General features: G+C 70.4%; 18 protein-coding genes and 8 pseudogenes. 15 read left to right on the top strand and 11 right to left on the bottom strand.

All coding sequences use genetic code 11. From position 1 onward, the window contains the following. Positions 1 to 106: 106 nt before the first annotated feature. From QQK48_RS07200 to QQK48_RS07190, 3 pseudogenes are all read left to right on the top strand, one after another. Positions 107 to 1,410 (top strand): annotated as a pseudogene (locus tag QQK48_RS07200) (adenylosuccinate synthase). Positions 1,411 to 1,517: 107 nt separating this feature from the next. After that, positions 1,518 to 2,813: pseudogene (gene purD / locus QQK48_RS07195) on the top strand (phosphoribosylamine--glycine ligase). Next, a pseudogene (locus tag QQK48_RS07190) lies at positions 2,813 to 3,711 on the top strand (phosphoribosylaminoimidazolesuccinocarboxamide synthase). Before purD ends, QQK48_RS07190 begins: the two co-directional pseudogenes overlap by 1 nt. Before the next feature lie 50 nt (positions 3,712 to 3,761). Here the strand turns inward: QQK48_RS07190 and QQK48_RS07185 are convergent. Further along, positions 3,762 to 4,472 carry a trimeric intracellular cation channel family protein gene (locus QQK48_RS07185; RefSeq protein ID WP_284327982.1) on the bottom strand — a complete coding sequence of 237 codons (711 nt, stop codon included), beginning with the start codon at positions 4,470 to 4,472 and terminating at the stop codon, positions 3,762 to 3,764. An 83-nt stretch (positions 4,473 to 4,555) separates the two neighbouring features. Between QQK48_RS07185 and QQK48_RS07180 the strand changes: the two genes are divergently transcribed. From QQK48_RS07180 to QQK48_RS07155, 6 genes and pseudogenes are all read left to right on the top strand, one after another. Then, complete coding sequence (locus QQK48_RS07180) at positions 4,556 to 4,705, top strand: hypothetical protein (protein ID WP_284327981.1); 150 nt, start codon at positions 4,556 to 4,558, stop codon at positions 4,703 to 4,705. Between the two features lie 207 nt (positions 4,706 to 4,912). Next, positions 4,913 to 5,131, top strand: a complete 219-nt coding sequence (locus QQK48_RS07175) for a hypothetical protein (RefSeq protein WP_284327980.1) — start codon at positions 4,913 to 4,915, stop codon at positions 5,129 to 5,131. Between the two features lie 57 nt (positions 5,132 to 5,188). Beyond that, positions 5,189 to 5,439, top strand: a pseudogene (gene purS, locus QQK48_RS07170) (phosphoribosylformylglycinamidine synthase subunit PurS). Then, positions 5,439 to 6,141, top strand: a pseudogene (purQ, locus tag QQK48_RS07165) (phosphoribosylformylglycinamidine synthase subunit PurQ). Before purS ends, purQ begins: the two co-directional pseudogenes overlap by 1 nt. A gap of 35 nt (positions 6,142 to 6,176) precedes the next feature. Further along, positions 6,177 to 6,482 (top strand): antibiotic biosynthesis monooxygenase family protein, encoded by a 306-nt coding sequence (locus QQK48_RS07160; RefSeq protein ID WP_284327979.1) that lies wholly within the window; start codon positions 6,177 to 6,179, stop codon positions 6,480 to 6,482. Beyond that, a complete protein-coding gene (locus QQK48_RS07155) occupies positions 6,479 to 7,066 on the top strand; it encodes an ASCH domain-containing protein (protein ID WP_348523515.1) in 588 nt (195 codons plus the stop codon). Before QQK48_RS07160 ends, QQK48_RS07155 begins: the two co-directional genes overlap by 4 nt. Here QQK48_RS07155 and QQK48_RS07150 read toward each other — a convergent pair. Both QQK48_RS07150 and QQK48_RS07145 read right to left on the bottom strand, forming a co-directional pair. Beyond that, the gene (locus QQK48_RS07150) at positions 6,967 to 7,641 is read right to left on the bottom strand and encodes a GNAT family N-acetyltransferase (RefSeq protein ID WP_284327978.1); all 675 of its coding nucleotides are present in this window, start codon (positions 7,639 to 7,641) and stop codon (positions 6,967 to 6,969) included. The genes QQK48_RS07155 and QQK48_RS07150 overlap by 100 nt on opposite strands. Further along, positions 7,631 to 8,287 carry a dihydrofolate reductase family protein gene (locus tag QQK48_RS07145; RefSeq protein ID WP_284327977.1) on the bottom strand — a complete coding sequence of 219 codons (657 nt, stop codon included), beginning with the start codon at positions 8,285 to 8,287 and terminating at the stop codon, positions 7,631 to 7,633. The genes QQK48_RS07150 and QQK48_RS07145 overlap by 11 nt, the downstream gene beginning before the upstream one ends. 122 nt (positions 8,288 to 8,409) lie before the next feature. Here QQK48_RS07145 and QQK48_RS07140 point away from each other — a divergent pair, with 122 nt between their 5' ends. Next, a complete protein-coding gene (locus tag QQK48_RS07140; protein WP_348523514.1) occupies positions 8,410 to 8,973 on the top strand; it encodes a dihydrofolate reductase family protein in 564 nt (187 codons plus the stop codon). A gap of 3 nt (positions 8,974 to 8,976) precedes the next feature. Here the strand turns inward: QQK48_RS07140 and QQK48_RS07135 are convergent, their stop codons facing one another. The 3 genes and pseudogenes from QQK48_RS07135 to QQK48_RS07125 all read right to left on the bottom strand — a co-directional run. Beyond that, positions 8,977 to 9,798, bottom strand: coding sequence for an LLM class oxidoreductase (locus tag QQK48_RS07135; protein ID WP_284329330.1), 822 nt, complete (start codon positions 9,796 to 9,798; stop codon positions 8,977 to 8,979). A gap of 109 nt (positions 9,799 to 9,907) precedes the next feature. Then, positions 9,908 to 9,988 (bottom strand): annotated as a pseudogene (locus QQK48_RS07130) (LLM class flavin-dependent oxidoreductase); the annotation flags it as partial. 553 nt (positions 9,989 to 10,541) lie between these two features. Next, a pseudogene (locus tag QQK48_RS07125) lies at positions 10,542 to 10,637 on the bottom strand (TetR family transcriptional regulator); the annotation flags it as partial. Between the two features lie 182 nt (positions 10,638 to 10,819). Here QQK48_RS07125 and QQK48_RS07120 point away from each other — a divergent pair. After that, positions 10,820 to 12,004, top strand: a complete 1,185-nt coding sequence (locus QQK48_RS07120) for an MFS transporter (protein ID WP_284327976.1) — start codon at positions 10,820 to 10,822, stop codon at positions 12,002 to 12,004. Next, positions 12,001 to 12,186 carry a hypothetical protein gene (locus tag QQK48_RS07115; RefSeq protein ID WP_284327975.1) on the top strand — a complete coding sequence of 62 codons (186 nt, stop codon included), beginning with the start codon at positions 12,001 to 12,003 and terminating at the stop codon, positions 12,184 to 12,186. The genes QQK48_RS07120 and QQK48_RS07115 overlap by 4 nt, the downstream gene beginning before the upstream one ends. Before the next feature lie 61 nt (positions 12,187 to 12,247). Here QQK48_RS07115 and QQK48_RS07110 read toward each other — a convergent pair whose 3' ends face one another. Continuing rightward, on the bottom strand, positions 12,248 to 12,499 hold the full coding sequence (locus QQK48_RS07110) for a hypothetical protein (RefSeq protein ID WP_284327974.1): 252 nt from the start codon (positions 12,497 to 12,499) through the stop codon (positions 12,248 to 12,250). 81 nt (positions 12,500 to 12,580) lie between these two features. On the opposite strand from QQK48_RS07110, the gene QQK48_RS07105 reads away from it, so the two are divergent. From QQK48_RS07105 to QQK48_RS07095, 3 genes are all read left to right on the top strand, one after another. Further along, on the top strand, positions 12,581 to 12,877 hold the full coding sequence (locus QQK48_RS07105) for a hypothetical protein (protein ID WP_284327973.1): 297 nt from the start codon (positions 12,581 to 12,583) through the stop codon (positions 12,875 to 12,877). A gap of 4 nt (positions 12,878 to 12,881) precedes the next feature. Continuing rightward, on the top strand, positions 12,882 to 14,075 hold the full coding sequence (locus QQK48_RS07100) for an HD domain-containing protein (protein ID WP_284327971.1): 1,194 nt from the start codon (positions 12,882 to 12,884) through the stop codon (positions 14,073 to 14,075). Positions 14,076 to 14,180: 105 nt separating this feature from the next. Continuing rightward, on the top strand, positions 14,181 to 15,140 hold the full coding sequence (locus QQK48_RS07095) for a GNAT family N-acetyltransferase (RefSeq protein ID WP_284327970.1): 960 nt from the start codon (positions 14,181 to 14,183) through the stop codon (positions 15,138 to 15,140). 81 nt (positions 15,141 to 15,221) lie between these two features. Here QQK48_RS07095 and QQK48_RS07090 read toward each other — a convergent pair whose 3' ends face one another. The 4 genes and pseudogenes from QQK48_RS07090 to QQK48_RS07075 form a co-directional block, all read right to left on the bottom strand. Further along, positions 15,222 to 15,683, bottom strand: coding sequence for a phosphotransferase (locus tag QQK48_RS07090; protein ID WP_284329329.1), 462 nt, complete (start codon positions 15,681 to 15,683; stop codon positions 15,222 to 15,224). Beyond that, complete coding sequence (locus QQK48_RS07085) at positions 15,572 to 17,365, bottom strand: sugar phosphate isomerase/epimerase family protein (protein ID WP_284329464.1); 1,794 nt, start codon at positions 17,363 to 17,365, stop codon at positions 15,572 to 15,574. The genes QQK48_RS07090 and QQK48_RS07085 overlap by 112 nt, the downstream gene beginning before the upstream one ends. Before the next feature lie 8 nt (positions 17,366 to 17,373). Further along, positions 17,374 to 18,375, bottom strand: a complete 1,002-nt coding sequence (locus QQK48_RS07080; RefSeq protein WP_348523513.1) for an ATP-binding cassette domain-containing protein — start codon at positions 18,373 to 18,375, stop codon at positions 17,374 to 17,376. After that, a pseudogene (locus tag QQK48_RS07075) lies at positions 18,359 to 19,556 on the bottom strand (ROK family transcriptional regulator). Before QQK48_RS07075 ends, QQK48_RS07080 begins: the two are co-directional and overlap by 17 nt. Positions 19,557 to 19,883: the final 327 nt, after the last annotated feature.

Genomic DNA, 19,883 nt, shown 5'->3' with positions numbered 1-19,883 from the left:
CCGATCGGTCGGACTGACTGGTCGGGGCTCGCGTACGTCCGGGCCGATGCGCGCATCGGCCCGGGCCCAAGCCCCGGCATGTACCGGGGTGAGGGGAGAGGGAACGATGCCCGGAGTGGTGATCGTCGGAGCCCAGTGGGGCGACGAGGGCAAGGGCAAGGCCACCGACGTGCTGGGAAGCCGCGTCGACTATGTGGTGAAGTTCAACGGGGGCAACAACGCCGGTCACACCGTCGTGATCGGTGACCAAAAGTTCGCGCTGCACCTGCTGCCGTCGGGAATCCTGACGCCGGGTGTGACGCCCGTGATCGGTAACGGTGTCGTGGTCGACATCTCGGTGCTGTTCGGGGAGATTGACGCGCTCATCGAGCGTGGCGTCGACCCGTCCAAGCTGCTGATCTCGAACGCGGCGCACATCATCGCGCCGTACGCGCGCACGCTCGACAACGTCACGGAGCGCTTCCTCGGCAAGCGCAAGATCGGCACCACGGGCCGCGGCATCGGCCCCGCCTACGCCGACAAGATCAACCGCCTCGGCCTGCGCATGGGCGATCTGTTCGATGAGCAGGCTCCTGCGCGACAAGATCGAGGGCTCTCTTGAGCAGAAGAACCACCTGCTGGTGAAGGTCTACAACCGGCGTGCCATCACGGTCGACGAGGTCGCCGACGAGCCTGCTCCAGTACCGCGACCGCCTCGAGCCGATGGTGACGGACACGTCGCTGGTGCTGAACCAGGCGCTCGACCGCGGTGAGACGGTCCTCTTCGAGGGCGGCCAGGCCACCATGCTCGACGTGGACCACGGCACCTACCCGTTCGTGACCTCCTCGTCCGCGACCGCCGGCGGCGCCTCCACCGGTTCCGGCGTGGGCCCCACCCGCATCGACTCGGTCATCGGCATCGTCAAGGCGTACACCACCCGCGTGGGCGAGGGGCCGATGCCCACCGAGCCTGTTCGACGAGATGGGCGACTTCCTCGCGGAGGTGGGTCACGAGTACGGCACCACCACCGGTCGTCGCCGCCGTTGTGGCTGGTACGACGCGGTCATCGCCCGCTACGCGGCGCGCATCAACGGCCTCACCGACCTGGTGCTGACCAAGGCTCGACGTCCTCACCGGGCTCGACCAGATCCCCGTGTGCGTCGCGTACGACGTCGACGGCGTCCGCTACGAGGAGCCTGCCGCAGGACCAGGCCGCCTTCGCCGCTGCGACGCCGGTGTACGAGTACCTGCCGGGCTGGACAGAGGACATCTCGGGCGCCCGTGATTTCTCCGACCTGCCCCAGACGGCGCAGGATTACGTCATGGCGCTTGAGAAGATCTCGAACTGCCGGATCTCCGCCATTGGCGTGGGCCCCGGCCGCGAAGAGATCATCGTCAACCACGACCTGCTGCACGTCCGCGGCGCGTAACGCCGCTGCCCTGCACGCCAGGAGTCGTTGAGTGCGCGGATTCGTCCGGATCTGCGCACTCAACGACTCGCAGGAGGCAGTGGCGCCGTCTCGCTAGACTCGCCTGCGTGAAGATCCTCCTCGTCGGCAATGGTGCGCGCGAGCACGCTCTCGCCCGCTCCCTCCACCTCGACCCGGCCGTGACCGAGCCTGCACGCCGCCAACGGCAACCCCGGCATCGGCCGCCTGGCGACCCTGCACACCGTGGACCAGAACGACGGCGCCTCCGTCGCCGCCCTCGCGGCCAACGTGAAGGCCGACCTCGTCATCGTGGGACCCGAGGCTCCGCTGGTGGCGGGTGTGGCCGATGCGGTGCGGGAGATCGGCATCCCGGTGTTCGGCCCCTCGGGTGCCGCCGCGATGCTTGAGGGCTCCAAGGCGTTCGCCAAGGAGGTCATGGAGGCCGCCCAGGTTCCCACCGCCGCCCCGCGCGTGTGCCGCGACGCCGCCAGCCTTGCCGCGGCGCTCGCCGAGTTCGGCGCCCCCTACGTGGTGAAGGACGACGGCCTCGCGGCGGGCAAGGGAGTGGTGGTCACCACCGACCTGACCGAGGCCACCACGCACGGCGCCGCCATCTTGGACGCCGGCGGCACCGTCGTGATCGAGGAATTCCTCGACGGACCCGAGGTCTCCCTGTTCTGCATCTGCGACGGCCGCACCGTCAAGCCGCTCCAGCCCGCCCAGGACTTCAAGCGCGCCTACGACGGTGACGCGGGCCTCAACACCGGCGGCATGGGTGCGTACACGCCGCTGCCGTGGGCGCCCGAGGGACTCGTCGACGAGGTCGTGCGCACCGTCGCCCAGCCCACGGTCGACGAGATGGGCCGCCGCGGCACCCCGTTCGTGGGCGTCCTGTACTGCGGCCTTGCTCTGACCTCGCGCGGCGTGCGCGTGGTGGAGTTCAACGCCCGTTTCGGCGACCCCGAGACCCAGTCGGTGCTCAGCCGCCTCGAGACCCCGCTCGCGTCAGTCCTGCTCGCCGCGGCCGAGGGTCGCCTTCACGAGCTTCCCGACCTCGAGTGGTCGGACGATGCGTCGGTCACCGTGGTGCTCGCGTCGCACGGCTACCCGGAGTCAGCCCGCTCGGGTGACGTCATCACCGGCATCGACGAGGCCGAGGCTGTCGAGGAGCGCACGTGCTCCACGCCGGCACCGCCTTCAACGACGCAGGCGAGGTGGTCTCCGCAGGCGGCCGCGTCCTGTCCGTGGTCGGCCGCGGCGCGACCCTCGCCGCCGCCAGGGAGGTGGCGTACGAGGCTCTCGGTCGCATCGGTCTCGAGGGATCCCACCACCGTAGCGACATCGCGCTCGCCGCCTCCGAAGGCCGCACCCCTACCGGTGCCATCCCCGGCGGAGCCGCCTGATGCCCGGCCACGTCACGCCTCCCACCGCGCCCGAGCTCCCGGGCTGGCGCCACGTCTATTCCGGCAAGATTCGCGACCTCTACGAGCCCACCGAGCCGCACCCGCGCGGCGACGTGGTGCTGGTGGTCGCCTCCGACCGCATCAGCGCCTACGACTGGGTGCTGCCCACTGAGATCCCCGGCAAGGGCGGCGTCCTGACGGGACTGAGCCTGTGGTGGTTCGACCAGGTGGCGCCCATCGTGGCGAACCACACCGTCGAGGCCCCCGTGCCCGCCGAGGTCGAGGGCCGCGCCATGGTGTGCAAGCGCCTCGACATGTTCCCTATCGAGTGCGTGGCCCGCGGCTACCTCACCGGTTCGGGCCTCGCCGAGTACCGCGAGTCTGGCACCGTGTGCGGCATCCCGCTTCCCGAGGGACTGGTGGACGGCTCCCGCCTGCCGGAGCCCATCTTCACGCCCGCGGCCAAGGCCGAGGTGGGTGAGCACGACGAGAACATCGCCTTCGAGCAGGTGGTCGAGCGCATCGGCCTCGAGGACGCCACCGCGCTGCGCGACCTGACGCTCGCGGTCTACTCGCGCGCCCACGAGGCTCGCCGCCGCGCGAGGCGTGATCCTCGCGGACACCAAGTTCGAGTTTGGTCGCGACGGCGACGGCGCCATCCTGCTGGCCGACGAGGTGCTCACCCCCGATTCGAGCCGCTTCTGGCCCGCCGACGAGTGGGAGCCCGGCCGCGCCCAGCCCAGGCTTCGACAAGCAGTTTGTGCGCGACTGGCTCACGTCGGACGAGTCGGGCTGGGACAAGGCGTCCGATGCCCCGCCGCCCGCGCTTCCCGCGGACGTGGTCGAGCGCACCAGGCAGCGCTACCTCGAGGCGTACGACAGGCTCGCCAGGCACTAAGGCGGCGCGCGCATCGGCCGGATGACATACGCCCCGGCCGATGCGGTGGCTTAGCGCGCGTCGTCGTCCGGGTGAGTCTCGTGCCAGTCGAGGTCGACGCGCTTACCGCCGATGGTCGGCACACCCCAGCCAAACTTCAGCGATCCGAGCCGCACGGCGAGCACCACCGCGATCGGCACCCAGAACGCCACCAGGCGCGGCACGTCCATCCACAGCAGCAGTGCATACACGGAGGCGCCTGCGAGCGCGGCCGTCGCGTAGAACTGGCCGTTGCGGAACACGTCGGGCACGTCATTGGCGAGCATGTCGCGGATCACGCCGCCGCCCACGCCGGTGACGACGCCCATGACGGCGGCCACCACGGCCGAGGCGCCCGCGTCGAGTGCGATGCCGGTGCCGACCACCACGAAGACGGCGAGGCCAGCGGTGTCCGACAACTGGACGATGCGGTAGCGGTCGAGCCGGTCCGGCGGGTGCCAGCGGGCGAGGATCGCGACCACCAGGCCGGTCGCCGCGGCGACCAGCAGGTACGACGGGCTCTCCATCCAGAAGACCGGCTGGTCAAGCATCAGGTCACGCATGGTTCCGCCGCCCACGGCGACGATGCACGCGAGGACGATCGCTCCCACCAGGTCCATCCGTTTGCGGCCCGCCGCTACGGCACCCGAGATGGCAAACGCCAGGGTGCCGATGTACTCCAGGACGGTGCGGAGGGTGCCGAGGGCGGATTCGACGATGTCGGGCGTCGTCGCAGCCACCACCCACGTATCCATGGCGGCAAGCGTATCCGCGGCCGGTGACCCAACGTTTCGCCGTCGGGGTGCGTTGAAAGGTCATGGCGACGATGCAGGAGAGATTCCGCGCGGCACTGGGGGCTGTGGCGGCGGTGACGCTGCCGCTGGCGGGGGCCTATGTGGTGGCGCTCGTGACGCTTGCCGTGGTGCTGTCGGCGTGTGCGCCAGGGGGTCGACGGCTGCCGAGGAGCCGCTCGTGACCTCCGACGGCCGCTTCGACATGGGGGAACCCGGTGAAGCGATCGCGCAGGACGCCAACCTCACCTACTACCCGGCATGTGACAACGAGCCGCTCACGTACGAGGGCACCACCTGGTATCCGTTCACTCCCACCAACGCGGCCGTCTTCCCCAGCCTCCGATCCGGACCTGGACGGCGCGGACGCGGAGGGTGCGGGGACATCGGGCGTGTGGGAGGCCGTCTCGGGGCGGGTGGGGATGGCCGATGCTGTCCTGACCGCCGATGCCGCGGTCAGGGTGCTGCCCGCGGTGGCGGCGCCGGAACCGGGGCAAGACAAGGGCGTCCTCACAGTCTACGAGGGTGGGTTGGCGCATTGGGCATCGGCCTTCGGGGACCTCGACACCTGGCTCACAGACACCGAGATCCAGTATCGGTGGGCGTGCTAAACGCGGGTGACACAGGCGCGCCCGTGCGGGCGCGTGCGTGCCGGTAGACTCACGCCCATGGCCACCATCGTCGTTCACGTGATGCCCAAGCCCGAGATCCTCGACCCTCAGGGTAAGGCCGTCGGCAACGCCCTCCCGCGCCTGGGTTTTGACGGTTTTGCGGCCGTCCGCCAGGGCAAGCGGTTCGAGCCTGACCGTCGATGGCGAGGTGACGGAGGAGCCTGCTCGGCAAGGCCCGCGAGGCCGCCGAGACCATGCTGTCCAACCCCGTCATCGAGGACGTCGTGGCCGTGGAGGTTGTGGCCTGATGGCCCGCATCGGCGTCGTCACGTTCCCCGGCACGCTCGACGACCGGGACGCTGCCCGCGCGGTGCGCCTGGCCGGCGCCGAGTCCGTCAACCTTTTCCACGCCGACTCCTCGCTGCAGGACGTCGACGCCGTGGTGCTTCCTGGCGGCTTCTCCTACGGCGACTACCTGCGCGCCGGCGCCATCTCGCGCTTCTCGCCCATCATGGAGCGCGTCGTGGACGCTGCGAACGGCGGCATGCCGGTGCTCGGCATCTGCAACGGCTTCCAGGTGCTGACCGAGGTCCACCTGCTGCCCGGGTCGATGATCAAGAACGACCACCTGCACTTCGTGTGCCGCGACCAGGTCCTGCGCGTCGAGAACAACGACACCGCGTGGACCAATGCGTACGAGGCGGGCGAGGAAATCACGATCCCGCTGAAGAACCAGGACGGCCAGTACGTCGCCGACGAGCACACGCTCGACGAGCCTCGAGGCCGAGGGCCGCGTCGCGTTCCGCTACGTGGGCGTGAACCCCAACGGCTCGCGCCGCGACATCGCGGGCGTGACCAACGCGCGCGGCAACGTGGTGGGCCTCATGCCTCACCCCGAGCACGCCGTCGAGGCGGGCTTCGGCCCCGACTCGCGTGAGGCCGGTCGCGGTGGCACGGACGGGCTGGGCTTCTTCACCTCGGCCCTGAACGCCCTCCTCGCCTCCGCCTAACCCACCCCCCTTTCCGTCAAATGGATCCAATTGACGTGGGGCAGGGGATTGTTGAGTCGGTCGTGCTGCCGGTGCGCCCCGGGCTCGAGGACGAGTTCGAGGCAGCGTTTCGTGAGGCCTCCGAGATCATCGCCCGCCAGACCGGCTACCTGGGTCACACCCTGCGCCGAGGAGTCGAGCACCCCAGCACCTACCTGCTGACCGTGACCTGGACCGACGTCGACGCTCACGAAGTGGGCTTCCGCGGGTCCGAGGACTACCAGGAGTGGAAGCGCCTCCTGCACCGCTTCTACGATCCCTTCCCCACGGTGTTGCACTACGGAGAGGACCTACTCGCATGAGCCTGAGCGATCCCGTCACTCCCGCCGTCGCCGAGTTCTGGGCGGCACGCCGTGCCGAGGACCCCTCGCTCCCCGAGCCGATGCCGGAGGTCTGGGCCTTCGGGGCCACCGCCGAGCACGCGGACGCACTACTCGCCCTGGTCCTGGCGGGCACCAAGACCGGGACGGCGTCGTCCCTGTGGGACTACGAGCACACAGGCGACCCCATCCCGGCCGTCGGCGACTTCAGCATCATTCTCGATGGTGCCGGAGAGCCGCACGCGCTCCTGAGGACCACCGCTATCGATGTCGTTCCGTTTAACGAGGTCACCGCGGAGCACGCTCATTCCGAGGGGGAGGGCGACCAGACCCTCTCCTACTGGCGTGCCTCGCACGAACGGTACTGGCGCGAGCACTCCGAGAGCCCGCGCGGCTTCGAGTCGGACATGCCGATCATCTGCGAGCGCTTCGAGCCTGCTGTTCCCGGCGAACTAGAGTCCGACCGTCACGCCCGGGGTGCCGGGTTCACCATCGTCACCTGCCACGACACTGCGCCATCCACTCTGAGCCCTGGGATGAGGGCCGGGGGTCCGAACTCGACGTAGCCGTGACGTGCAAAGAACCGGCGGGCGCGGGCGTTCTCCACCTGCGTCTGTAGGTAGCAGCCCACTCCGGCTTCTTCGAGCCGTGCCGCCCACGCCCGCATGAGGGCATCCCCGACGCCCCTCCCGCGGGCCTCCGGCACGAGGTCGATGTGGAGGTGTGCCGGCCAGCGAGGGTCCTCCAGGGCGCGCGCCGTGGGACGACGGCGCACCGCGGCAGCCGCGGAGTCGCGAAGCGCGCGGATAAAGAACCGTCGCGTGTCTCGGCGCCGCATGAGCCGATGCTCGCGGATCGCCGCGTCGATGAGCGCGCTCTCCGAAGGAAAAGATGCCGGGCCCAGGGAACCGGCGAGGTAGCCGACCACGCGGTCGTCGACCAGGGCGAGCAGGAGCGATTCGGGCTCGTGCTCCACATAAGGGTCTAGGTACACCGCCGCCTCCGAGGCCGCATCCCCCCACAGCGCGCCCGCAGGTGAGTCCTCCGAGGCGCGACGGAACACGTCGCCGAGTGCGGCGCGAGCCGCGAGTGTGGCGTCGGCGAACGCGATGACGGAGGTCACGCCGCCGCTACCTGCCATCCTCGCGCTCGAACGTGAGGTGCGTGACGCCACTTTCAGCGGCCTCAGCCGTCACCCGGTAGCCCGCCTCGAGCCCGCGCAGGTCGTCCCACAGTCGCACGCCGCGCCCCAGCAGGATGGGCACCACGGCCACATGAAGCGAGTCGACGAGCCCTTCGCGCAGGAAGTCGCGCACCGTGGTGGGCCCGCCGCCGATGCGCACGTCGCCTCCCGTGGCCACCGCCCGCGCGGCCTTGAGCGCCTCGCGCGGCGCCATCGACACGAACTCGAACCGCGTGCCATTGGCGAACGCGATGGGCTCGCGCTCGGAGTGCGTCAGGACGAATACGGGGCAGCGGAACGGAGGCTCCTCGCCCCACCAGCCGCGCCAGTCGGGGTCGTCGCCGTGCAGGTGCAGGCCGAACATCGCGGCCCCCATGATCTCCGCCCGCACGTCCTCGAAGTAGCCCGCCGCGTAGGTGTCATCCACGCCGGTGGTGCCGGAGCCATCGGACATCCCCAGGACCCGCTCGCGAAAGGTGCGCGTCGCCACGTAGTCGCCGGTCAGCCGCCCCCAGTCGTCTCCGAAGGGGTTCTCCGGAGTCTGATCGGTGGTGGTGGCGAAGCCGTCGAGCGAGATGTTGAGGTCCACGCGGACGCGAGACATGGTGCTCCTTCCGTAGCGGTGGCGCAGGTCTTCGCTCAGCATGCCACCGGCATCCGACATACGCTCGGCAGTGGTGGCGCTTACTCGCCAGCGCGCCGCGCCGCGATGAAGGGACGGGACCGATGCATCGGGTCACCTATCAGATGGGCATGTCGGCGGATGGGTACATCGTCGACGCCGATGGCGCTTCGACTGGTCGGAGCCGAGCCCCGATCAGTTCCGCTTCCACATCGAGGAGCCTGGGAAGCATCGCCGTACACCTCATGGGCAGACGCCTGTACGAGACCATGACGTACTGGGAGGATCCCGCCAACGCCGCGAGCTTCGACGCCGCCGAGCGCGAGTGGGCCGATCTCTGGAACGCCCTGCCCAAACTCGTGTTCTCCCGCACGCTGACCGAGGTCACGGGCGCCGCCACGCTCGCCACCGAGGACCTCGCGACCGAGATCGCACGTCTCAAGAGCCTGCCAGGCGACGGTGACCTCGCCATCGGCGGCGCGGACCTCGCTCACCAGATCGCGGCGCTCGACCTCATCGACGAGTACCAGGTGCTCGTCAACCCGGCCGTCGCGGGTGGGGGCGTTCCGTACTTTGCCCACGACGGCAGGCACGAGCGCCTGACCCTCGTCGAGCATCGGGCCTTCGACGGCGGAACTGTGCTACTGCGCTACCGCGTCGAGCGGTAGCCGCTATCGCTCGAGGCCCGGCCCTAGTGACGGATGGCCGATGCCGGCGCGGGTCCCGTATGAGCCCCGGCCAGGCGCGACCGCAGTTCGGTGAAGGCGTCGAACGTGGTGCGGTTGAAGTCGGCTCCCAGTTGATTGGGGATCGTCACGAGGACCGTGTCGGCCGACTGGACAGCCTCGTCCTTGCGTAGGCTCGGCCTCGATCTTGTCGAGGTCGCCCACGTAGGTCTTGCCGAAGGTCGCGACGAAGTTGTCGATCTGGCCCACCTGGTCGCGGTTGGCGCCCATGCGGTCGCGCTCCATGGTGGTGCCGAAGTAGGCGGCGGTGGTGTCGTCGATGATCGGCATGATGGAACGCGAGATGGACACGCGCGGGGTTCCGGGATGCCCGGCCTCGGCCCATGCCTCCCGGTACGCGTCGATCTGGCGTGACTGGATCACGCCGAGCGGCTCGCCCGAGCCTCCCTCGACGAGCGTTGAGGACATGAGGTTCATGCCGAGCGTTCCCACCCGCCGCGCGGACTCCTCGCCGCCTGCGCCGTACCAGATGCGGTCCGCGAGGCCGGGGAGTGGGGCTGAATCGGCAGACGCTCGCCCGCCCGCACGTGTGCGCGCGGTCCCGGCAGCGCCAGACCCTCGCCCGAGATGGCGCGCCGGAACCGCGCGATGCGCTCCGCGGCGTCGTCGGCGGGACTCATCCCGACCGGCAGCGGGTACCCGAACTCGCCGGGGCCATCGGCCGCAGGCTCGGGTGAGCCGCGCGAGACGCCCAGCCTGAAGCCGCCCGCCAGCGATGAGGTCCGCGGTCGCGGCGGCCTCCGCCATGTACAGCGGGTTCTCGTAGCGCATGTTGATGACGCCTGTCCCGAGGCTCGACGCGCTGGGTCCGCGCGCCCATGGCGGCGAGCAACGGGAACGGCGAGGAGGTGTTCTGCTCGAAGTGGTGGATGCGAATCCACGCGCCGTCCATGCCTGCATCCTCGGCCGCCTCGGCGAGTGCGATGGTGTCCTGCATGAGGTCCGATGCGGTGCGCACCCGCGAGCCGGGTGCAGCGGAGAACCAGCCGAAGGCGAGGAAGCCGACGTTGATCACGAGTGAGGCAACGTGCGCGCGCCGTCCGTGATTCCGGCCGATGCGGCACTCGCCACCGCGCCCATCGCCGCGTCGAGCGCGGCCGCGAGGAACCGCCGTCACGGGTGACGGCGGAGTAGGCCACGGACAGGCAGGAGAATGCGGCGCCCACCACGGCGGGTGCGGTCGCGGGATGAAGGCCAGGGGCATCGGCCGATGCGGTGGCGGGCGATGCCAGGCGCTCCGCCAGCACCTCGGCGACGGACTCGCGCACGCGCTCCATGCGGGCCAGGTAGCCGGCGCGCAGGGCGTCGGTGGACTCGACGACGGCGCGCATGCCGCGCGTGCGGCCCGCCTCGGCCTCGGCATCGGACTCGGTGACGAGGTCGTCGAAGGTGCGACGCAGCGAGACCCACGCCGCCTCGTCCGCGGGGCGCGCCGCCAGTGCCGCGCTCAGTGACGCGGCAAGGTCCTCGTAGCGTCCCAGGACCAGCGCCTCCTTGGACGGGAAGTAGCGGAAGAAGGTCCGCTCCGACATGCCGACGCCCGCGGCGATCTGTTCGACGGTGGTCGCCTCGTAGCCGTCGCTCACAAAGAGGCTCCTTGGCGACGGCCACCAGGTCCGCCTGCACCATGCGCCGCTTGCGCTCGCGGAAGGTCTCGGCCTGCTCGCTCATGCGTCCAGCCTAGCGTGACCGACGTTTATGTCATTGACTGACAAAACAGAGGTACAGTGACAAGGAGCCCGTGTCCGTCCCCGAAGGGATCCCCTGGATGACCCACGCCCGCGAGCCCCGACTGCTCCCGGTCCTCGTCTACGCCGCGCTCTCGACCGCGATCGTGAGTTCGCTCGGCATGCTGCTGGTGCCGACCGTCTCGCGCGAGTTCGATGTCTCCGTCAGTACCGCGCAGTGGATGCTGACCGTGAACCTCCTGGTCGGTGCCGTTGCGACTCCCGTGATGGGACGCCTCAGCGACGGCCCGCACAAGAAGCGCCTGCTTGTCGGGTCGCTCGCCATCATCCTCATCGGCTCCGTCATCGCGGCGCTCGCGACCACGTTCTCGGTGTTCCTGGTGGGCCGCGCGCTGCAGGGCCTCACCTACGGCATCGTGCCCATCACGATCGCCCTGGCCCGCCGCTACCTCCCCGCCGACCGCGTGGGCCGTGGCATCTCGAGCCTGTCCGTGACGGTCGCGACAGGCATCGGCATCGGCTATCCGCTCACCGGCATCATTGCAGGCGACCTGTCCTACCGCCTCGCCTTCTGGTTTGCGGCTCTCTTTGTGGTCAGCGCAATGCTCGTGGTCGCGAGGGCAGTGCCACAGGGGCCCGATGCCCAGGCCGCCCGCCACCGCTTCGACACCCAGGGTGCGGCGCTGCTCGCGACGGGCCTCGGCGCCCTGCTGCTCGGGGTCAGTGAGGGGCCTTCGTGGGGCTGGGCGTCAGCGCGCACCCTCGTGCTGCTGGGGGCGGCCGTCGTGGTGCTCGCCATCTGGGTGGTGATCGAGTTGCGTCAGGCCCACCCGCTCATCAATCTGCGCGTGCTGCGCAGCGGCGACGTCCTGCTCGCCAATGCCACGGCCATCGGCCTCGGAACGGCGATGTACCTGGGGCTATCGGTGGTGAGCCTCGTGGCACAGGCGCCGAGCGAGACCGGCTATGGGCTGTCGCTCCCGGTGTTCTGGGCGGGCTTCGTGATGGCCCCGCTCTCGGCGGGCGCTTCGGCGCCAACCGCCTGGTCCACGTCATCGCGCGCAGGACCTCCATGGCGGCATTGCTGCCCATCGGCGCGTCCGTGGTCACCCTGTCGACGGTGCTGTTGTTCATTGCCCACGACTCGCTGTGGGAGGTGCTCATCGGAATGTTCGTGTTCGGCGTGGGCATCGGCACCACGTACGCCGCGATGCCGGGGCTCATTGCCCGCTCGGTCGCCACCGAAGAACTCGGCAGCGCCGTGAGCTTCAATCAGGTGCTGCGCACGGTGGGCGGCTCGTTCGGCTCGGCGATTTCGGCGGCGATCCTGTCCGCGCACCTCGCGGCTGACGGCCACCCGACGGCCCGCGGCATCGGCCTGGTGCTCGGGGTCGGCGCAGCGGGTTCCGCGGGGTGTTCCTCGCGCTCGCTGTCGAGGCGATCGTGAGCAGGCGACGTGCCGGCGTCGTGGCCTGACGAGGGGACGCGGGAGCCTGTGGCGGCCGGCATCAGGAAGACGTGGTCCGGCGTTTGGCCTCGCGCCATGACGCCGCCAGCCAGGCGACGATGACCGCTCCGGTCAGCATCACCAGGGGCTTGACTAGGTCCTGCAGCCATGGTGGAGGGCTGTCGAGCGTCACGAAGAGGACGATGAGCCACGCCACGCTGAGGCAACCGACCGCCATGATGGCCGCGCGCCACCATCCTTCGGGCCGCATGGTCCACCACAACTGACGCGTGGAGAGTCCGCGCTCGTGCATCGTCCGATCCCCCGATCCGGCCCGCACCTCCGAGTGCTGGGGCTCACCTCACCGTAGCGAAGATGCGCGAGGATGGAGCGCATGACCGCCGCCGATCCCCGCGTGAGCCGCCGTGAGCCCGAGGACCTCGATGAGTTCCAGCGCGCCGAGACCCGCCCCGACTACCGCGTCGACATCGAGCGCATCCGCTTCTCGCCCTACTTCTCACGTCTGTCCGCCGTCACGCAGGTGATCTCCCAGACCGGCGCGGGCCTCGCGGTGCACAACCGCCTCACGCACTCGGTCAAGGTCGCGGCCGTGGCGCGCGCCATCGCGATGCACCTCCACCGCGATAGCGGGCCGGTGGGCGCCCTGGTCGAAGAGCCTGGGCGGCTGTGATCCCGTGGTGGTGCAGGCCGCGGCGAGCGCACACGACGTGGGCCATCCGCCGTTTGGCCACCTGGGCGAGCGGGCGCTGGATCGCCTCGCGCGCGACCGCTTCCGCCTGCGCGAGGGGTTCGAGGGCAACGCCCAGACCTTCCGCATCCTCACTCGCCTCGACGAGCACGATACCCAAGGCGTGGGTCTCAACCTCACCCGTGCGGTGCGCGCCGCGGTGCTGAAGTACCCCTGGCTGCGCGGCGAGGGCGGCGAGCGCAGGGGCGCCGCCAGCCACAAGTTCTCGATGTACGTGGTGGATGTGGACGATGCCAGGGATGCGCTGAGCGCCTACCCGCGCATCGCGCAGGGGCAGCAGACGCTCGAATGCTCCGTCATGGACATCGCCGACGACATCGCGTACTCCCTTCACGACCTCGACGACTTCTACCGTGCCGGTCTGCTCAACCAGGCGACGATCGCGGGCGAGTTCCGCGAGTGGCGCCGCGACCTTGCGGACCTGCGCACGCTCGACACGGCGACGCTGCGCGACACGAACCGCTCGCCCGGTCACTCGCTCGAACTGCTCTGGAGGCGCCTGTCCGAGCGCGATCCTTGGATCGCCAATGCCGATGCGTTCGACGCGGCCGTGGCCAAGGTCACCGACGAGGTGGTGGAGGGGCTGCTGACCGTGCCGTTCGACGGCTCGCTCGCCGCCGACCGCTCCCTCGCCTCCTTCACGACTGACTGGATTCGCCACCTCCAGTCCTCGGTGGAGGTGCACCGCGACCCCGCCCACCGCTCGGGACACGTCATGCTCGACGCGACCGCATGGCACGAGGTCGCTGTCCTCAAGTTCCTCCACGAGCGCTTCATCCTTGACCGGCCCGACCTGGCCGTCTACCAGCGCGGACAGGCCAGCCTCATCGAGCGCTTGGTCGACGGCTTCGCGGACTGGCTGGACGATCCCTACGACGCCAGGCGAGCCCCGCGCCGCCTGCTGGACCTGGTCGACATGGCCACCGAGGACTACATGCGCGTGCTTCACGAAGAGCCTCAACTGCTCCCGACCGTCGACGAGACGGAACTGCGCCGCCGCGCGGCCGGACGGGGCATCGTCGACTACGTCGCCGCGCTGACGGACGCCCAGGCGACGGGCCTCGACGCCATGCTCGCCGGCCGCACCGAGCGCCTGTGGGACGCGGGGCAGGGGCTGTGAGCGCCGCCCACGAGGTCCCCGCCAACCCGGAGGCGCCCGCGACCCCCGGCGAGAACCCGGCCACGGCATCGGCCACCCTCACTGTCCGCGAGGTGGAGCCGGACGATGCCGCCGCTCACCGCCTGTGGAAGGCGCAGGAGCGCGACCTCGCCGAGCGCTACGAGGACCCCGAACTCGAGCCTGGAGACCACCTTCCCCACGCTCGTAGGCTCCTGGGTGGGGGACGACGACGGCGTTCCCGTGGCGACGCTCGTGGCCCGCTGGTCACCGTACGAGGGCACGCGGCCGGGAGATCTCGAGCTCAAGCGCCTGTGGGTCGAGCCCACGCATCGCGGCCGTGGCCACTCGAAGGTGATCATGCGGGTCGCGGAGGAGGCAGGCAGGCGCGCGGGTGCCACGAGGCTCATCCTCGAGACCGGACTGCGTCAGCCCGAGGCCATGGCGCTCTACGAGCGTCTGGGCTACCGGCGCATGACCAACTACGGCGAGTACGCCGACGAGCCCGAATCGGTCTGCTACGCGAAGGACCTGCCCACGCGGGTGCTGGTCCTGAACGGCACGATGGGCGCGGGCAAGACCACCACGGCGGCCGCGGTGCACGACCTGCTGGCCGAGCGCGGCGCCCGCTCCGTGTTCGTCGACGGCGACTACCTGTGCCAGGCAACCCCCGCCGACCCCACCGATCCGCACCACCAGCGCCTCATGTTCGCCTCGCTCGCGGCCCTCGCGCCGCTGTGGCGCGAGAGCGGCTACGGGTTCGTGGTGCTGCCTCGCGTAGTTGAGGACGGCGATGATCGCGCCCGCTACGCGGCGGCACTCTCGGCGGCCGATGCGGGCCTCGCCTCCGTCGCGGTGGTACGGGTGACCGCGTCGGAGGCCACGCGCCTGGCGCGCCTGACCGAGCGCGAGCCCGAGGGCTACTGGCGGGACATGGCCCTCGCGCGCACCGTGGAACTCGAGGGCATCCTTGACGACCTTCGGCTGGACGATGCCGTGGTGACCACCGAGGGCCGCGACCGGCTCGAGGTGGCTGCCGAGGTCATGGGGGCGGCCGACTGGCAGTGACGCGCTGCGGGCGCCTGCGCTGACTCTTAACTGAGCAGCGCCGTACGCCAGTGCAGGGTGTTCGCGCGGATCCACTCCGCGTCACGCTCCCACACGGTGCCCACGCCCATGTCCCACAGGCTCGATCCACGGTGACTGGCCCGTGGCGCGCATCGAGTCGAGGTACTCGTACATGCGCTCCGAGCGCAGCCCCAACAGGGGGATGAGCCGTTCCCGCTCGGCGGCGGTGAGCCCGTAGCCGTCGACGAGGTCGCGCATCCTGATCGCCGAGGTGACCACGTCGAAGCCCGCGCCGTGCAAGGGCGCGAAGGCGTGGACGGCGTGGGCGAGATCCCACAAGCGGCTGCCCGGTGCCGCCGCGTCCCAGTCGATCGCCACGAGCCTGCCGTCATCGGTGACCACCAGGTTCGAGGGCGCGATGTCCTGGTGGATCACGATGTTCCCTCCCGGCCCGGGAAGCCCGTCGAACCACATGGCGTCCGGTGGGGGCACGAAGGAGGCGAGGGCGTCGTGCAGTTCACGTAGGAAGCGGCCGATGCGCACGGGGTCGAGCGCGGACGCGGGGGCATCGGGGTGGTCGGCCCGCACGCCTCCGACCCACTCGACGAGGTGACGTCCCTCGGCATCCCAGCCAAAGGCTCCTGGGCGCGCCGCGAAAGCCGACGCGTTCGAGGTGTGTCAGGAGCGCGTGGAGGGCGCCCGTGTATGGGTCGGGGGCGTCCGCGGAGACGTCCCGCTTGGCGATGCGCAGCGGCAGCGGCGCGGGTGCGGCGTCGGACTCGTCCACCGCGGCCGATGGCGTCTCGGGTGCGTATGCGGGGGCGGCGGGCTCGGAGTGCAGCCCCGCCAGGGGGAAGTCGGCGGCGATGCGTGAGGCCGCCAGGGGCATGCCTGCCAGGGGCATGCCTGTCACAGGCGTATCGACCGTGATCCACGAGCGCGCGGAACGCATCGCGGCAAGCGCCCCGAACGCGCCTCCCAGCACCGCCGCGCGCTCGGGCTGGCGTCGCTCGGGATGGCGAGGCGCGGGAGGCGACGGGACGGGGGTGGCCGGCGAGGTGTTTGCGGCCTCCTCGGACGGCGGTGGGGGCAGCGGCGACGAGTCCCGGGGCGGCAGGGGGGCGGGCGGTGCGACCGGGGGAGAGGTGCGCACGCGCGTGAGCGTCGGAGCGATCTCCCCGGTGGCGACCAGCGCGCGCCTCGCATGCTTCCCGAGCGGCGCCGTGCCCATGTAGGGAGTGGCGGCACCCGCGGGCTGGGGCCATGCAGGGGTGGCGATGCGCGGAATGGGGCGCGCGTGCCGGATGCCCTGCCATCGGTCGATCATCCATTCGATGCCTTCGATCGAGTCCAGCAGGCGGTCGCGGGCATCGTCCGCCGAGTGCCCCTGCACAGCCAGGCTGTCCGTGCCAACCTGAGCGCATCACGGCGTGCGCGAGGCGCCTGTCGAGGCGTCCCGCTCCCCACGGCAGGATCTTGCGCCCGGTGTCCACGCCATCGGCGTCGATGCCGGACAGCGCGAGCGCCAGGAGGTGCGGCGCCATCGTCTCCATGAGGGCGTCGAACCGATCCACATGGGTGTGGCCGTGCTGCATCTGATAGGCCAGGCCCACGTTGGTGAGCCCACGTCCAGCGAGTTCGTGGATCACCTCGATCTGGTGCTCCGGCTCACCGAACCACCCCAGGTGGTTCGTGAGCGCCACCCTCATCCCAGCATCGGCCGCACGCCGCGTGAGCGGCTCCAGGTGGTCCGCGACCCTGATGACGCGGGCCCGATGCACCCAGGTCCCCAGCCGCTCCGGCCGGCCCTCGTCGCCGAACTCGACGCAGGTCCACAGGTCGGGGGTGAGGCCCCGGCGCGTCATCTCGTCGAGGTGGACGCGCACGTGCGGGTCGATCTCGCCCAGGTGCGCGTCCGTGGCGGGAAGAGGCAGGGGGCACCACAGGCCCCTCACCTCGATGTCGTGGGCGGCCAGCACGTCGAGTTCCTCGTGAAGCGCGAGCGTGTGCTCCTCGCGCCAGTCCCAGACGATGCCCGTCAGGCCCATGCGGTGAAGCATCCTGGCCCGCTGGACGGGAGTGCGTTCCGGGGTGTCGTAGGCGACGAGGCGGGCGGCGGCAATCCGCACGCGCTCGTGGCAGGCGTCGCCGTGCGCGTGGCACGCGTCGCTCTGCCGCTGACCTGGGCGCATCGACGCGTCGCCCAGGATTGCCTCCTGGCTCATCCGGCCCCTCAGCCGCCCCTCGTCAGCCGGGACGGTCGAGCCATCGAGCCCCGGGTGGAGGTCCAGGCTAGATCGCCTGACCCGCGTCTGGGAAGGGCATCGCTACCGAAAGTGAGAACTTTCTCTCCTGGTAGATGCCGGTTTGCGAGGTTTGTGACGGTTGGCGATGCGCCGCAGAGGCGCGATGTCAGCGGGGCAGCAGCGCCGCAGAAGCGCCGCGGGAGGTCAGCGCTGACGACGCGAGGGCGTCGGCGCTCCGGTGATGGCGGCCACCACGTCCTCGTAGGCGGTCTCGACTGCATCGAAGCGCCGTTGTTGTGGCCGTGGCGCAGCACCTCGATGCGGTCAGCCACGGCCCTGATGTCCGTCAGCGAGTGACTGATGAAGATGACGCCGAGCCCCAGCGACCTGAGGCTCGCGATGTGATTGAGCACCTCGGCCGTCTGGGAGATGGACAGCGACGAGGTGGGCTCGTCGAGCACGATGAGGCGAGGGTTGCCCACGAGCGTGCGCGCGATCGCGACGCATTGGCGTTGTCCCGCCGAAAGGGTGCCCAGGGGCGTGCGCGGCGAGGGGATGCGCGAGTTGAGCATCTGGAGGAACTCGCGGGCCTTGCCCTCCATGTAGTCCTCGTCGAGCAGGCCGCGGCGGCGCACCTCCTGGCCCATGAAGATGTTCGCCGTGACGTCGAGGTTGGGGGACAGGGCGAGGTCCTGGAACACGGTCGCGATGCCGAGGTTGCGTGCGACGGCGCTCGTCAGCGGCGGGGCGGGGACGCCGCCCAACTCGATGGTGCCCGCATCGGGCATATGGACGCCCGCCACCACGCGAGCCAGCGTCGACTTGCCCGCGGCGTTGTCACCCACGAGCGCCACCACCTGATGCGTGTCGACGGTGAGGTTCACGTCGGTGAGTGCCTGCACGGCGCCAAAGAACTTGGAGATGCCGCGCAGGCGCAGCAGTGGCTCGCCGCGCCCGGCGGTAGGTGTGAGGTCAGGTGAGGCTGTCATGCGACCCTCTCTCCCGTGGTGACGTGTGCGTGTGCGGAGGCCAGGGCGAAGGCGCCGCGCACCTCAGCCTCGTCTCCGAGCCTCGGCGGGGACGAGTTCGAGCGGAATGGGCTGGAGCAGTGGGACGCGCTGGCGGATGGCGTCCCGCATCGGGTCGAGCAGGAGGGAGCCCGCTCGCGACAACTCTCCGCCCACGATAATGAGCCTCCGGGTTGAGGGCGAGAGCGGTGTTCGCGGCGACGGTGCCGATGGCCGTGCCCGCGTCGTAGAGGACCCGCTGGCAGCCGAGATCCCCCTCGATGGCGAGGTCGAGGACGTCGGTGAGGGTGACGGGGCCGCGCGAATGGCGAAGCGAGTCGATGAGCGCCTGAGCCCCGCAGACCGTGTTGAGGCAGCCGCGGCTCCCGCAGCGGCAGATGGCTCCCTGGCTGTCGAGCAGCATGTGGCCAATCTCGCCCGCCGTGCCCAGGTGCCCGTGGTGGACCTGCCCGCCAAGGATGATGCCCGCGCCGACTCCGTAGGAGGCGCGCACGTACAGGAGGCTCTCGTGTCCCCGGCCCGCTCCGAACCGGAGGCTCTCCGAGTGCGCCGAGGTCCGCATCGTTGCCCACCACCGCGGGGGCGCCAAGGCGACGGCCAAGGACCTCGGCGATGGGGAGGTCCTCCCAGCCTCGGAGAATCCCGGAGACCGGAACGGACCCGGTGGCCGGATCGACGGGCGCCGGGACGGCGATGCCGATGGCCAACACCTCGTCGAGCGTCGAGCCGAGCGACTCCACCAGGTCGGCGATGAGCAGGGCGGCGCGATCCAAGGTGGTGTCGTGCCGGTGGTCGGCAGGCAGCGGAAGGTCCTGGCGCGTCAGGATGTCGTAGCCGGAATCGGCGATCGCGATCCTCAGGGAACGCTCGCCCACCACCACGCCCACGAGGAGTCCCGCGCGGTGCGCGAGGGTGACGAGTTGCGCCCGCCTGCCGGAGCGGATGGTGTGCCGGGTCTCGACCACGCCCTCGGCCTGGAGGTCCTTGACGATGGTGGAGACCGTCGCGGGAGACAGCCCGGTGGCCTGTGCCAACTCCACCTGGGTGAGGGAGCCGAACTGGCGGACCACGTCCACGATGCGTTCGGTGTTGGCGCGGCGCAGCGAGGACTGCGAACCGGAGCCATCACGCGTCGTCGCCATGCGTGGATAGTAGCGAGTGGCGGGCGTGCGGCGGTAGTCCCCTTGAGTTTGCAAAAAGAACCCAAGCGCGAGCGACTCGGCGGTTGAATTCAGGCTTTTTCGCGGCCGATGCGTGGGTTTGCGCGCCGATCTCGCCGCGTCCTGGGTCTTTGGTCGGTGTCCGCGCGGCCGTTTCTGAGCCTTCGGTCACGAATTGGCAACATTGAGTTTGAGGCTTGACGACAAGCCGCGATCGGCTCTAGCGTCGAAAGCGCCAAGGACGGCGACCGCTCCACCGGGTGGTGCTCCGCTTCATGGCGACACACAACGAAGTGGAGGACGGCTGTG

The organism is Demequina litorisediminis, assembly GCF_030161615.1.
In the GTDB taxonomy this organism is placed as follows: Bacteria; Actinomycetota; Actinomycetes; order Actinomycetales; family Demequinaceae; genus Demequina; species Demequina litorisediminis.
Note: the sequence above shows the minus strand (reverse complement) of the source record. Positions and strands in the feature narration are given on the sequence as shown.